The sequence below is a fragment of the Streptomyces sp. NPDC048560 genome (assembly GCF_040650955.1).
Lineage (GTDB): Bacteria > Actinomycetota > Actinomycetes > Streptomycetales > Streptomycetaceae > Streptomyces.
Genome location: NZ_JBEZIJ010000010.1, coordinates 55319 through 68874, shown reverse-complemented (window position 1 = coordinate 68874; position 13556 = coordinate 55319). Strand labels below are relative to the sequence as shown.

Sequence of the window (13556 nt, the reverse complement as noted above, 5' to 3'; positions counted from 1 at the left end):
CCGGTGGCCTTCGAAGTCGCGCGGGTCCTGGGCGCACCCCTGGATGTGATCGTCGTCCGCAAGCTCGGCGTCCCGCACCACCCCGAGCTGGGCGCGGGGTCGACCACAGCCTCCTTGAGCGCACCGGGTTCGTCCCCGTGGTCCGCCGCCACGAGACCTACCACCGCCTGCCCACCGGCCTCGACCAGGACGAGGAAATCCGCCTCGCCACCCGAGCCGTGGCCCGCCTGCAAACCGTCGGCTACGACCTCGACACCGACCCCGTCTTCGCCACCGAGCGACGCGAACCGCATTACCTCACCCTCGGCGACCAGGTCCGACACCTCGCGGTCCGGATCCGGGAAGCCGAGAGCACCGAAGAGGTTGCCGACACCCTCACGGAGCTGACCGCCACCCACGACGGGATCCTGGCGGCCCTCACCAAAGTCCTGCACACCGCGGCCGACTTCCTGCAGGACCTCGGACACCCCGCGGACCCGCACACGGCCGCCCGGCTGCGCCACCTGGCCGACGAGCGGCTCCACGTCCTCGCCTCCGACCTGCGGCACGTCCGAAACGATCTCGCCGACCGGCAAGCAGTACACCCCCACCGAGCACCCTGCCCGCAGGAAGTCGCCGGTGACGAGCGCGAGAAGTCGGCTTCCTGCCCCTGTCCCGCGCCCGCCCGTATCCCCACCACGCCCAGCGCACCGGCCGCCGCTCCGCCCGCCCCGGCCGGCCGCCGCCGCTGACGCCCCGATCCCGCCCGAGGAACCCATGCCCGACCACGATCCCGAAGAGCTCGACTCCTTCGCCGCCATCCTCACCCAGCTCCTGCCCGGTACCTGGACCCGGGAACTGCGCCAGCACACCACCCACGACGACCAGTTCTTCCTCACCGCCGACGTCTGGGACATGAACCGTGTCGCCGACGCCCTCGCCCAGCACCCCCTGAAGCAGGACGTCATCCTCACCAGCGAGGACGGCCGGCGCCTGTTCCTCATGGACCACCCCCGCTACGAGGACGAGTTCCTCGTCGCGGCCATGGCCCCCGCCGACACCCACGCGGAGGCGTTTCGCGGGGTGCCGGAGCCGGACGGAATCACGATCACCGCCGACCCCGAGCAGGCCGCCGACGCCATCGCCACCCAGCTCCTGCCCCGCTACGAGACCGCTCTGGCCCAGGTCCAGGACAACGCCCTGGCACTGAACCGCTCCTCCGCCCAGCCCGACACCCTGGTGCTGAACTGGACGGAATCCGGCGACCTCACCGCCACCACCGACCAGGCAGAGGTGGCCGAGATCCTGACCGCCCACGGGTTCGTCCACGACCCCGGCCAGCAGACGTACGTCGCCTCCGGCGACGACACCGCTCACCAGGCACGGTGCGTGCGGGCGGCCGGCACCGCGCTCGGCGCCCTGAACATCGGTGTGACCCTGCGCAACGCGCCACACCGGGGCACGCCGGCAACGAGGCCGCTGCCCGCACCGCGCCCGGCCGGGGCGAACACGGTGCGCTCCCGGTGAAGGACGGCGGAGAGCCCGACTTCCTCGTCCTTGACTACGTCACCATCACCCGCGACCCGCGCACCCAGCTGGTGGTGACCAGCAGATGCACACCGGAAGCCGCGGGCATCCTGGAGACCGTCGGACGTTTCCGCGACGGCGGCGTCCACTACCTCCGCCAGCCGCACGACATGCCCGTCGACCAGCAGCGCCACTACGCGACCGCCGCGGCCCAGGCCCTCCTGCTCTCAGGGTTCAGCGTCTACCTGGATCCCTCCCTGAACACGCTCGCCACCCCCGACGGCGACCGGGCAGCGGCCCACCGCTACCTGGACCAGCTCACCGAGCAGGCCAGCAAGGCCACCGACGACAAGCAGGTCGCCGAGATCCTCGCCGAAGTGGCCGCGCCCACCGAGGGCCTGCTGTCCCACTTGGTGCAGACCCTGATCACGACCTGGGCCACCTGGAGCCAGCGCACCGAGGGCGCACTGTCCAAGGACGACCTCGCGATGCGGCTGATGGACACCACCAGCGTGCTCTCGCGCGGCGGCGACGAGATCCGGCACATCCGCAATCAGGCCGCTGCCGCCAAACCAGCCGCCCCGCAACCACCGGCACCTCCAGGCCCAGCGGCGTCGCCACCCGCCCGGGGACGCTGAACCCGCCGCACTCCACCCCCCGAAACGACCATGCCCCCACGACACCATCGAACCGACCTCGCGGCCTTCGCAGACGGCCTCGCCGCCCTCCTGCCCGATACCTGGACCAGCACCTACACCCGCCACGCCGCCTACCACGACCAAATCGCCACCACGTCGACGGTGTGGGACATGGGAGCCGTCGGCTACGCCACCTCCACCTTCGTCCTCGGCCACCAGGCCGTGCTCACCCGAACCGACGGAGCACGCCTGCTGCTCTTCGACCGCCCCCGATACCGGCACCAGTTCATGATCGGCGCACTGGAACCAGACGCCCCTCACGACGCCTTCCACCAGGTGGACGAACCCAACGGCATCACCATCCCCGCCGACCCCGCCCGCGCCGCCGCCCAAGTCACCCGCAGGCTGCTCCCCCGCTACGAGAGTGCGCTGTGCCAGGTCCGGCACAACACCGCCCACCCCGCGCCCCGCCGACCCGAACCGGTGCTGATCTCCGGGGCGGTGAGCATGGCCTGGCACCCGGACGGGGCCGTCGGCGCCGTCACCGGAGTGCGCGAGGCAACCGCGGTCCTGTACAGCGCCGGATTCCAGTACCACCCCTACCACCGGCAGTTCCTGCTTCCGGCGTCGTACGGCGACCGCGAGCAGATCGCCCGCGTCCAGGCTGTCTCCCAGCAGCTGGCCCGTATCGGCGTCGGCGTCACCATGCGCCCGGCCCGACCGGCCCCCGCACCCACGGCACTGCCCACTCGCCCGCCCGCCCCGGCGGTCGCTTCTGCGACCCGCTGATCCACCCACCACCGTGAGGAGATCCCCCGTGGGAAATCTGGCCGATGAAGCCGGCACCGACGTCGAGATCTACCGACGGGCCCACACCCCCGGCAGCGTCCACATCGTCAGCCGCAGCAACGCACCCGAAGAACTCCTGGCCCTCCTCGACAGTACCGGCCTTGAACGCCACGCCGAGGCGACCTCCGGCCCCGTCTACGTCTGGCACGAAACCCCCGACGGCCTGAGCGAACAGGCCCAGAAACAACTCGCCACCCGCGCGGCCCTGCCCCTACTCATCGCCGACTACAAGGTCAACATCGACCCGGACGTGTACGACGTGACCGCCTGGGCCCAGGCAATGGCCGAGCACCGCACACGACAGGCCAAAGCCCAGACCGGACTGGCCACCGCAGTGCCGCCGCAGGGGACACCCGGCTCCCCACCCCGTTCTCGCTGACCACGCCGTCCCCGGCCCTTCCCGGGCTGGGGACGGCTCCAACCCGACCCACCTGGAGCATCACGATCCAGCAGACCCCCAACCAGCTGCCGCCGATCTCCCCCGCCCGGCGCCCGCGCCTGGCCGTCTTCCTCTTGCGCCGCTACCTGCGCGCCGTCACCGCCGGGACCCCTGGGCGTCCCACCCCCGCCCGTCCCGGCCCATCCGGCCACACGGTCACATCCCGAGGCAGAGCAGCCGACCCCGACCACCCCGGAGGAGCATGACCGTCTACGACCCCGAAGCCCTGGCCCGCCAGATCGCACAGCAGATCACGGAGCTCAACGAGTACCTGATCGTGGCCTCGCCCCAGCAAGCCGCCCGCATCCTGGGCCAGGTTCTCGAACCCGAAGAAGGCGTCCTCGGATCGCTGACCACACTGGTGGCCACCGGATCATGCTTCGCGCAGGGCCGGGCACTCAACGGGGCTCTGCCGCCCGAAGTGTGGCTCGCCCTCGGCCGCGCCGCGAACGAACTGCACGACATCACCCTCGACCTCGACGAGCACGCAGAGGACATCCGCAGGCTCACCCAGAGCCCGCCGAGCACCGCGCTCCCGCTGGCCCCGTCGCCGCTCGTCGCCCGGAGGCACCGGTGAAGAAGACCTGGACAGGCTGGGGACCGACCGCCGACCAGCCCCAACAGCACTACCTGGTCGAGCCCCGCCACCTCAGCGGTGGAGGCGACCTCCGCTTCGTCGCCGAGTACCTGCGCGCCTCCGGCTGGAAGGACATCTCCCGGACAGGCGGCCCGATCGTCTTCGACAGCCCCGACCGCTCCGTACGGGTCGGCTTCGACCCGACGGCGATGCCCGGCGGCTGGACCATCTCGGGAAAGGCTGTCGGGCAGCAGCCGGCGTGGCACGCCACGTTCACCACCGCCGTGCCGATCGAGATCGTCGCCGGGTTCACCGACACCCTGACCAAGCCGCGCTCCGCCCACGCCCCGAACGTGTGGGCTCCTCTGGAGGAGAACGGGTGGGAGACCGAACGAGACCAGCACTTCACCGCCGTCTCCCCGGACCGTAACGCCTGGTTGCAATACCACCAGAACCAGAACGAACCCGGCCAGGCGCACTGGTGGGCCGGCGCCCGCACCGAGCACGGCCGCGCCTGGGACGCCGTCTTCACACCCACAACGCCGATGCACCTCATCCAGGGATTCTCTACGGCGCTCGCCGACCCGACCCCGGTCATGCGCCCACGCGGCAGTGTCCCGGCCAGCAAGTGGATCCGCACCACCTCGGTCTCCGTACGCCCCTCCGAACTCGGGGGCTGGCAGCAGGCCCGGATCACCGCCGCCCGCGCCGCCACCTGGGCCCGCAACTCCTGGAGCGCCGCCCGCCCCCGCCAGCGCACTCCCGCCAGCCCCTACACGGCAGCCGGCGCAAGCAAGTCCCGCCGCTGACCGCCCGGCCCACACCACGACCACCGAGGAACCCCATGACCGCACTCTCCAATGCCCCTCTTCCGGAGAAGATCGACCAGGCCGTCGACATCCTCCTGGAGCTCAGGGACCACCTGCGGTCCGAGCCGCCCACCGACGAGGTCCTGACGCTGCTGATACCGCTTGTCGACGAAGACCTCGGCATCCCGATGCTCCTGTCCGACGTCCTGCGCGCATCCGCCCGAGCCATCGCCACCGACGCCGACCCGTACAGCAACGAGGTCAGCTCGGTGGTCGCCACCCTCCGCGAAGCGGCCACCGAGATCATGCAGTGGTACTCGCTGCACTGGGAGGTCCACCGTCTGGCCAGTGGCATCGACGACACGCCGGGAGCGACGTCCTGAGCCAGCGGCCTTTCATCCACACCCGCGCCGACGAACCGCACAGCCGGATCTGGTTCGAGACCACCCCCCGCCACCTCGCGGGTCGCGGCGACCCCCGCCACATCACCCAAGCCCTGCGCGCAGCCGGCTGGTCCAACCACTCCGACCCGGACTACCCACACGTGATCCTGGCCAGCCCCGACCAGCGCTATGCCCTGGCCCTCGAGCCGGAGAACGAGTCGTACTCCAAGTGGTGGCGGATCAGCTGCACCAGCGACACCGAGAACTGGTACGCCGAGTTCGGCGGGAACACGCCGGTGGAGATCCTCGCCGGATTCACCGACGCCCTCATCGCACCCGCACCCGAGACCGCCCCCGACGTGTGGTCCATCCTCACGGCAGCGGGCTGGAGCTACACCAGGGACGAGCGCGGCCACGAGCTCGCCGAACACCCCGACGGCATCATGCAACTGCGCCGGTGGAACAGGACGACCAGCTGGAACACCGGCTTCATCGCCTGCGCACTGCTCCCCGACGGCCTCGGCGGGCAGGAAACGGTGTGGGAGGCCCACCTCGGCAGCGCCCCGCACCTTGCCGCCGCGTTCGCCACCGCACTGGTCGATCCCGCACCGGTCGCACGGGCCGAGTTCGACGTCCCGCACAGCGGCCTCGTCACCCAGAAACCCGGTGGCCGCCAGGGCGACGACCTCGCGAAGGAGCACGCCGCACGCCTTGCCCAAGCCCGGGCCACCGCCGTACGCAACCGGCGTACCACCCTCACCACCCAGCTCGTCCCCAGCTCGGCCCCGGCGGCGCCAGCCGTCGCCGGCCCCCGGCGCTGACACCACCGTCCAACCGGTCTTCAAGGAGCCGTCCCCTCTGTCCATCACCGACCGGCAGCTCGCCGCCTTCGCCTACGACCACGAGAACGCCCTCGGATCGGCCATCACCCCGCGCTACCTCGCCGACGCCGGCGACCCCCGCCACGTCACCCACGCGCTGCGGGCCCGCGGATGGAGTCTGGACTCCGACCCGCTCCACCCGGCGATCCGGATGACCAGCCCCGACCACACCTTCCGTCTCGAACTCACGCCGACGCCCAGCAGCTTTACCCGCTGGTGGCGCATCGACAACAACCACGGCCCCGGCTTCTGGTACGTCACGTTCAACGGCGACACCCCCGCCGAGATCGTGGCCAGCCTCACCGACGCACTCATCCGGCCCGAGCCCGAAGAACCGGCCCCCTCGGTGATCGAGGTCCTCACCGGCCGCGGCTGGGAGCACACCACGTCCGCGACCGGCTCGCAGAGGCTGACCTCCCCCGACGCCATCGTCCAGGTCGAGCTGTACGTCTCGCCTTCCCTGGGCGTCATGGGCTGGGAGATCGAGGCCGCACACCACCACGGTGAGCACGGCCCGGAGCAACGCATATGGCGAGCCCACCTCGACGCGGCGACCCCCACCCACCTGCTGGCCGCCGTCGCCGAAGCGATCTCCAACCCCACGCCGGTCCTGCGCGCCCGATTCAAGATCAACGACAGTGCCCACCTCACGCAGGGACCGGAATTCGCGATCGGCTCCGAGGTCGTCAGCGCACACAAGCAGCGCCTGGCCGAGGCCCGCCGCCACCGGCCCAAGCCGCACCTGACCACCGCCGTGGCCGCGCCCGCACTTCCGCGCACCGCCGCGCCGGCCAGGCCCGCCCGGTAGCCGCCGACCGAGAACTCCCTCGACCCCCGAAGGACCCGTGACCAACGCCGACTTCCACTCCAGGCACCAGCACCTCCTGCACCAGCTCGCCCTCTACCTCCGCGAGGCGGAGCAGATCCTCGCCGCTTGGGACACCTACTCCGACGAGCACACCGGCCCCGACGGCTGGCCGCACGACGAGGGGGCCTACGGGTTCCGCCAGGCCCAGCGCGACGCCGACACCTGGCGGTCCTTCAACCGGATCCGCTCCGGAGCCGGCGACCTGGTCGCCACGGCCGAGGCCCAACTGCAGAAGCTTCCGGAGCGGAGCGTCCACCACCGCTGGGCCTGGCAGATCGGCGCTCTACGCACCGCCCAGGAACGGATCGGCGCCCTGCAAAGCGAGTGGCTCGCATTGCGCGCCACCCTGCCGCAGTCCGTACGGCCCGGGGTCGAGGAGTACGACGGGCCGCTCGCCGAGCGGACCGCCGAGGCCTGGCACTACCTGGACGAATGGGCCCTCCACGGCCAGGCCGTCCTCGACATCCACAACGCTCTGCGGCGCAGCCAGTCCCGGCCGGCCACCGCCCCCGTCGCCGCGCTCCCCGGCCGGGACTCCGTCCCGGCAAAGCCCCGCCGGTAGAAGCCCACCGCCCCCCTTCCCCTGGAACCGCCCTCTTGTCCAGCCCCTCCCCCAACTCCAACTCCGACGGCTACGACATAGCCTTCAAGGCCCTCCTCGGCGCCTTCGCCGTCGCCCTGCCCCTGTCCACCCTGGCCTGGCTGGGCGGCAACGCGACCGCCTGGGTCACCAGCAGTGGCCCCTGGGTCCCCTACCAGCCGGCCGAAGCTCTTTTCCACCCCGAACGCCTCTGGCCCGCGGCGGGAGAAACGTCCCTGCTCATCGGCACCCGCATCCTCCCCGCCACTGTCCTCCTCGCCCTCACCGTCTTCGGATACCTGTGGTGGACCCGACACAGCGGCACGAGCGGGAAGAGGAAGCGCGTCGCCGGGATGGCCAAGCAGAGGGACATCGAGCCGCTGCTCGCCAAGGCCATCACCGCCAAGGCCCGCTCCCTGAGGCCCAGCCTGAAGGACGCCAAGGCCATCGACGCCTCCGACACCGGCGTCCTGCTCGGCAACCTGCAGGGCAGCCGCTCCGAGGTCCGGATGGGCTTCGAGGACGTCGCGGTCGCGATCATGGCCCCCCGATCCGGCAAGACGACATGCCTGGCCATCCCCGCGATCCTCGCCGCTCCCGGCCCCGTGCTCCTGACCTCGAACAAAGCCGCCGGCGACGCCTACACCGCCACGCTCGACGCCCGCGGAGAGAACGGCCGGACATGGAGCATGGATCCGCAGCAGATCGCCCACGCGGCCCGTGAGATGTGGTGGAACCCGCTCGCCACCGCCAAGTCCCTCGACGGAGCGGGACGATTGGCCGGGCACTTCCTCGCCGCGAGCGTGGATGCCTCCCAGCAGGGCGACTTCTGGTCCAAGGCCGGATCCAACATCCTGAGCCAGTTGTTCCTGGCCGCCGCCCTGGACGAACGCCCCATCACCGACGTCATGCAGTGGCTGGCCTTCCCCGCCGACCGCAGACCGCTGGACATCCTGCGCGACCACGGGTTCTCGGCTGTCGCCGCCCAGCTCAAGGGCACCGTCGAAGGCCCGCCGGAGACCCGTGACGGCATCTACGAGACCGCGAGGCAGTACGCGTCGGCGCTCCTGAACAGCGAGATCGCCGCGTGGGTCACCCCGCAGAAGGGGGTCGCCGAGTTCAAGCCCGCCGAGTTCGTATCCAGCAAGGACACCTTGTACCTCCTGTCGAAGGACGGAGGCGGCGGAGCCTCGGCGTTGATCGCGGCGTGCGCGGACTCCGTGATGCGGGCCGCGACCACCCAGGCCGAACGGGCCGGCGGACGCCTGGACCCGCCCATGCTTGCGATCCTCGACGAGGCCGCCAACGTGTGCAAGATCAGCGACCTCCCCGACCTGTACTCCCACCTCGGGTCCCGCGGGATCATCCCGATCACCATCCTGCAGTCCTACCGTCAGGGGCAGAAGGTTTGGGGCGACGCAGGCATGGACGCCATGTGGTCCGCGTCCACCGTGAAGGTGATCGGCTCCGGCATCGACGACCCGGACTTCGCCGACAAGCTCAGCAGGCTGATCGGTGACCACGACGTCGAGACGAAGTCCACCTCCATCTCCGACTCGGGGAAGTCCACCAGCATCAGCATGCGCCAGGAGCGGATCCTTCCCGCGGACGCGATCCGCGCCCTCCCCAAGGGAACCGCGCTCTGCTTCGCCACCGGCATGCGCGCAGCCATGCTCGACCTGCGCCCCTGGTACCTGGAGCCCGGCGCCGGCACCCTCGCCGCCGCTTCCGCCGCCGCGTCCCAGGGCATCACCGACCGAGCGGTCGCCAAAGCCTCGCCGAAGAAGGACGACTTCGGGAAGGCGGCGTGAACAAGCCGGACCGCTTGCCGACGCACACTCCGTGCCGGTCGCTCTGACCTTCCCGAAGACACCGGGAGGGGTCTCGCCCTGGCCCACGACAGCCTGCCCCCTGAAACAGAAGGACCCCTGTGCCTGATTCGAACCCGCCGCCCCTGGAATACCCCGGCCTGTCTGACTTCATCGACGACATCATCGAGGATCTTCGCCGGCACCCGATTGGCATCGACCACGTCTCCGTCAGCACCGTCACACGGCACATCAGCCAAGTCAGTGCACTCCTCTCACGGATAGCCGACGAGGCGCACGCCCACAGCGACCACGCCCGCCGTCACCCCGAGCCCAGCATCTGGCGGCCGACCCACATCCTTTCGATGACCACGGTCTCGCTGGCCGAGGCGCTGTCCGGCTATACGAAGATCCTCGCCCCCCTAACCATTGCCTGCGAGCCCACCCCGTACGGCACGGTCGACGACGCCATGGACCGCTTCGACTTCTACGAGGCCGCCGATGAGCACCTGCCCGTCATCCGCCGGGCACTGTCCGAGGCCCGCGACCAAATAAGGCCGGACGCGACCGCCCCCCAGCCGTCGTCAGCGCCCAGCTCCCCAACCCGGCCGCCCGCAATCGACGACGCACCCGGGCGCCCCGACCCTTCGCCGGCAGACACGAACTCCGACCGCGGTCCGCAACCATCCCCACCCCGGGTCCCGGCCAAGTTGAACGACGCCCAGCACCGCGCGCTCCAGGTCATCGCCGAACACGAGATCGCCGTGTATCTGAGCAGGCACAAGCTGGCCCTGTCCGGCCAGCCCGGCCCTCACCGGTTCACCATGCGCACGGTGGAGGCCTTGGAGGCGCAAGATCTGGTGAAGCGTAGTTCCGCCACCACCCTCGTGATGGGCCAGCGACTGCACCTCACTCCCACTGGCCGCCAGGCCCTCGACAGCCTCGGCCCGGTCCCACTGCCCGCTCCGGCTTCCGCTCCCGTACGTCCGGTCCGCCCACCGGCGGCCCGCACCCGCTAGCCGGGATGCGCGACAACGCCCCGGACCGCCCGTAGGCACCAGCGTCGACACCTTCGTGCCCGCGCCCTGGAACCCAACCTGTGCCCGATACCCCATGAGAGTTCGCCTTGCAGATCATCGACCTTGCAGAACAGACCCGCTTCCTCGGCCAGGTGGCCCCCACTCTGAAGGCCCTGCGCGAGGAGGTGGAGAGCGTGAGGGCGGGAGAGATAGCCAAACCCCTTCGCGAGATCGGGCCGACCGCCGTCCGCGTACAGGACTTCGCGATGCAGTGCACCCAGCAGGCCCTCACGCTGTCGACCAGCCAGTACGCCGCCATGAAGGACGGCCACGAGAACCTCGCCGAACTCGTCGAAGCCACAACCCAGATATCTCTCGCCGCCACCCTGTGCACGCTCGCCATCCACCGCCGCACCGAAGTCCTGCTGTACGACGACGCTGATGAGACCCCCGCGGCGAGCCGCAGCAGGCTGAGTGAGGCCACCGAGGAACTGGATCGAGCGGCGAAGACGTACCACCGGCTGGCACAGCGCCTGTCCCATCGCCTGGCCTCGTTCGCCGCGCGACGCGAGGACCAACAGCTGATCGCCCGGGCAGCGGGTAGTCCCGGCGTGACCACCACGCCGAAGGAGCATGCGGCACGGCTTGAAGTCCTCGGTCCGCCAGCAGGCGTCGTCGGGGCACCTCACCCCACCGACACGGCACCCGCAGCCTCGCCGCCCGCACCGCGAAGCCCGGGGCGCAGGTGACCGACTTCGCCCCCACCGATCGCGTCCTCGTCTCCCCCCGCTACCTGGCCGGCGCGGGTACCGACAAGATCACCAACGTCATCGGGCCGCTCGTGCACCTCTTCGACTGGCGGGCAGAACAGAACCTGCAGCATGTGAGGCTTGCCCATCCCCAGGGCACAGCAGCGCTGGAGTTCACCCCCGAGAGCCCCGACGGCCTGTGGTGGAAGATAGAGAACGTCGAGCCCCACTGGCAGATCCAGATCAGCCGCCAGGCCCCGATCGAGGCGGTATCGGCCGTCGCCCAGAGCCTGCCGCAGCTCCTCGGCGACCAGCGTCACGCCGAACAGATCTCCGTCACCACGCTCTCGCTCCGCGAGATCGCCGTCACCAACCGGTGGGTCCGCGCGCCCGACAACAGCGCCTACAGCTCCCCGGACAGCCACTGCTCGGTGCACCACCGCCCCCGCCCCGGCGTCGGCTGGTCCTTCGAGCACTCGGTCTACGACGGGTTCGACACGCACTGGAGCGCCACCTTCACCGACGCCGTGCCCGCGCCGCTGGTCGCCCAGTTCTTCTCCCACCTGGCGTCCAGCACGCCCGTGGAGCGCCAGTACCGCGAGATCCCCTTCCTCTCCCGCGACCTGAGCGCCGCGATCATCACACCCGCCTACTCCGCAGGCCTCGGCGCCCACGTACACCACGCACTCGCCCAGATCCCTCAGCCCCGCCCACCCGGGGCACCGCCCCGCCGTCCCTGATCGGACCACCAGAAGCGGCTACGCCTGATTGACGACTGCCCCCGCTACCGCACCGAAGAGCACCGCACGACGCTAACCATCCGCCCCCTTGGAGTACCCCTGAGTCCGCCCCCGGCCGAAGCCTCCCCCGCCAGTGCGCCCACCCCTTTCGACATCGCGCGCGCTCTGGCCACACACATCTCGACCACCCCGCCGCCCCCGCCCCACGCCGTCACCTACAACCTCGATCTGACGCGCAACGCCGCACCCCGCTACGGATACCGAAGCACCGGCGGCTCCGTACTCGCCCTCGCCAACTCCCTGCACGCCCAGCTGTACGGCCTGCCGATCGAACGTCCCGCGCTGCCGGGCGCTCTGGACGAGCTGCTCCAGGCCACGGGGATCGACGACGACCAGGACCTCGTCCTCGAACAGGTCGCCGCGCAGATGGATGCCGCCGTCGCACTCATCCAGCGGGCCCGGTACACCCACAGCCACAAGCTGCCGGATCACGTGGCCATCCGCCTCGCCATGGTGGAAAACGGTGCCCAGCACATGACCGCTGAGCTGCGCGAGTTGGCACCGTCCCTCAAGACCGGAAAGCCCGCCACCCACTCCAGGCCGTCCGTCTGCCGCCCAGCCCCTCCGCAACGTCAGGGCCTACACGGCACTGACCCGGCAGCCCCAGCCACAGGCCGCAGCCTGCGCCCCTGACCCGATCCGGGACCCCGTCCCTGAAGGGTTCATCCGCCCATGACCGACGACGTCCTCTTCTCCCTCCCCGACGAGCCCGCACCGGCCGCGACCGCCCCTCCGTCACGCTCCGAACCCACGCCACCCGCCTCCGCACCCGTCCCGCCGACACGTCCTGATCCCGCGCCGCCCGTGGCCTCCGCGCCCGTCCCGCCCGAACCCTCCTTCCAGAGGCCGCCCTCGCCGGTCGTGCGTCTACTCGCCCTCGCCGACCAGTTCACGCAGTACAACGACCACCTCGCCCGACTCCGCCCGGCCTACGGTGCGGCCCGCGGGCACACCTCCGCCACGTTCCTCGTGAGCGCCTGCACCGAAGCGGTCCAGGCCATCCAGGACCAGCCGATACCCGCGACCGTTGCAGTCACGGACGCCGCGATCCGGATCAAGCAACTCGCCTACCTGACCGCAGGAGCAGCCCGTCACCTCGCCGAGGCCAAGGACCTTCTCGGCGCCCCGGCATCGGGGTCGGACCAGGAACGCGGGACCCAGGAGATCAACCGGCAGATAGCGCTCGCGCAGGAGCTGACGGCACTGGGGCCGGCTGCGGCGCTGGAGGCAGCGACCGCCGTCGCCCTGGAGATGCACCGCAGCAGCCTCACCGGTGCCACGGCAGCAGGCTGCCTGACCCCCGCCGAGCGGACCGCACTGTATGCCGCCGCCCGCGGTCACCTCGCAATCGGCCGGAGTGGAGGCCGCGAGCACATCCACAGCCGATCACGCACCGTACACATCGACACCGTGCTCGCCCTGGAGCACCAGGGCTTGACCGCACGTGAACCCGCCTCCGCTCCACCGGCGTTCGACGGCGGCCCTCCCCAGGACCGCGTCCGCCTCACCCTCAGCGGTGCGATGGCCGTCGCCGCCCAGCTCGGCCGCGCCCCCCACGCCCCCGCGCTGACCACAACTCCGTTGCCAGGCAACAGCGTCACCGCAACACCAGCCCGAACTCGATGACCAACCCCCTTCCTCTCCGCGCCC

At 70.9% G+C, this 13556-nt stretch carries 16 protein-coding genes and 1 pseudogene; all 17 read left to right on the top strand.

What is annotated here, in order from left to right; all coding sequences use genetic code 11:
- Window positions 1-102, top strand: a pseudogene (locus AB0C82_RS25520) (phosphoribosyltransferase); the annotation flags it as partial.
- 35 nt (window positions 103-137) lie between these two features.
- Complete coding sequence (locus AB0C82_RS25515; protein ID WP_362846672.1) at window positions 138-731, top strand: hypothetical protein; 594 nt, start codon at window positions 138-140, stop codon at window positions 729-731.
- 25 nt (window positions 732-756) lie between these two features.
- Complete coding sequence (locus AB0C82_RS25510; protein ID WP_362846088.1) at window positions 757-1506, top strand: hypothetical protein; 750 nt, start codon at window positions 757-759, stop codon at window positions 1504-1506.
- A complete protein-coding gene (locus tag AB0C82_RS25505) occupies window positions 1503-2144 on the top strand; it encodes a hypothetical protein (RefSeq protein WP_362846086.1) in 642 nt (213 codons plus the stop codon). The genes AB0C82_RS25510 and AB0C82_RS25505 overlap by 4 nt, the downstream gene beginning before the upstream one ends.
- Window positions 2145-2174: 30 nt before the next feature.
- A complete protein-coding gene (locus tag AB0C82_RS25500) occupies window positions 2175-2933 on the top strand; it encodes a hypothetical protein (RefSeq protein WP_362846084.1) in 759 nt (252 codons plus the stop codon).
- Between the two features lie 28 nt (window positions 2934-2961).
- Window positions 2962-3372 (top strand): hypothetical protein, encoded by a 411-nt coding sequence (locus tag AB0C82_RS25495; protein WP_362846083.1) that lies wholly within the window; start codon window positions 2962-2964, stop codon window positions 3370-3372.
- A 262-nt stretch (window positions 3373-3634) separates the two neighbouring features.
- Window positions 3635-4009, top strand: coding sequence for a hypothetical protein (locus AB0C82_RS25490; protein WP_362846081.1), 375 nt, complete (start codon window positions 3635-3637; stop codon window positions 4007-4009).
- Window positions 4006-4818, top strand: coding sequence for a DUF317 domain-containing protein (locus AB0C82_RS25485; RefSeq protein ID WP_362846079.1), 813 nt, complete (start codon window positions 4006-4008; stop codon window positions 4816-4818). The genes AB0C82_RS25490 and AB0C82_RS25485 overlap by 4 nt, the downstream gene beginning before the upstream one ends.
- Window positions 4819-4853: 35 nt before the next feature.
- Complete coding sequence (locus AB0C82_RS25480) at window positions 4854-5201, top strand: hypothetical protein (RefSeq protein ID WP_362846077.1); 348 nt, start codon at window positions 4854-4856, stop codon at window positions 5199-5201.
- Between the two features lie 161 nt (window positions 5202-5362).
- A complete protein-coding gene (locus tag AB0C82_RS25475; RefSeq protein ID WP_341622118.1) occupies window positions 5363-6022 on the top strand; it encodes a DUF317 domain-containing protein in 660 nt (219 codons plus the stop codon).
- Window positions 5913-6890, top strand: coding sequence for a DUF317 domain-containing protein (locus AB0C82_RS25470; RefSeq protein WP_362846075.1), 978 nt, complete (start codon window positions 5913-5915; stop codon window positions 6888-6890). Before AB0C82_RS25475 ends, AB0C82_RS25470 begins: the two co-directional genes overlap by 110 nt.
- Before the next feature lie 37 nt (window positions 6891-6927).
- The gene (locus tag AB0C82_RS25465; protein WP_362846073.1) at window positions 6928-7512 is read left to right on the top strand and encodes a hypothetical protein; all 585 of its coding nucleotides are present in this window, start codon (window positions 6928-6930) and stop codon (window positions 7510-7512) included.
- Between the two features lie 35 nt (window positions 7513-7547).
- Window positions 7548-9341, top strand: a complete 1794-nt coding sequence (locus AB0C82_RS25460; RefSeq protein WP_362846071.1) for a TraM recognition domain-containing protein — start codon at window positions 7548-7550, stop codon at window positions 9339-9341.
- A 119-nt stretch (window positions 9342-9460) separates the two neighbouring features.
- Window positions 9461-10357, top strand: coding sequence for a hypothetical protein (locus AB0C82_RS25455; RefSeq protein ID WP_362846069.1), 897 nt, complete (start codon window positions 9461-9463; stop codon window positions 10355-10357).
- 107 nt (window positions 10358-10464) lie between these two features.
- Window positions 10465-11106, top strand: a complete 642-nt coding sequence (locus AB0C82_RS25450) for a hypothetical protein (protein ID WP_362846067.1) — start codon at window positions 10465-10467, stop codon at window positions 11104-11106.
- Window positions 11103-11846, top strand: coding sequence for a DUF317 domain-containing protein (locus tag AB0C82_RS25445; RefSeq protein ID WP_362846065.1), 744 nt, complete (start codon window positions 11103-11105; stop codon window positions 11844-11846). Before AB0C82_RS25450 ends, AB0C82_RS25445 begins: the two co-directional genes overlap by 4 nt.
- A 732-nt stretch (window positions 11847-12578) precedes the next feature.
- The gene (locus AB0C82_RS25440; RefSeq protein WP_362846063.1) at window positions 12579-13532 is read left to right on the top strand and encodes a hypothetical protein; all 954 of its coding nucleotides are present in this window, start codon (window positions 12579-12581) and stop codon (window positions 13530-13532) included.
- The last annotated feature ends 24 nt before the right edge of the window (window positions 13533-13556 follow it).

Coding starts and splice junctions, on each gene's coding strand:
- AB0C82_RS25510 (WP_362846088.1), top strand. CDS start 757: ATGCCCGACCACGATCCCGAAGAGCTCGACTCCTTCGCCGCCATCCTC.
- AB0C82_RS25500 (WP_362846084.1), top strand. CDS start 2,175: ATGCCCCCACGACACCATCGAACCGACCTCGCGGCCTTCGCAGACGGC.
- AB0C82_RS25490 (WP_362846081.1), top strand. CDS start 3,635: ATGACCGTCTACGACCCCGAAGCCCTGGCCCGCCAGATCGCACAGCAG.
- AB0C82_RS25480 (WP_362846077.1), top strand. CDS start 4,854: ATGACCGCACTCTCCAATGCCCCTCTTCCGGAGAAGATCGACCAGGCC.
- AB0C82_RS25440 (WP_362846063.1), top strand. CDS start 12,579: ATGACCGACGACGTCCTCTTCTCCCTCCCCGACGAGCCCGCACCGGCC.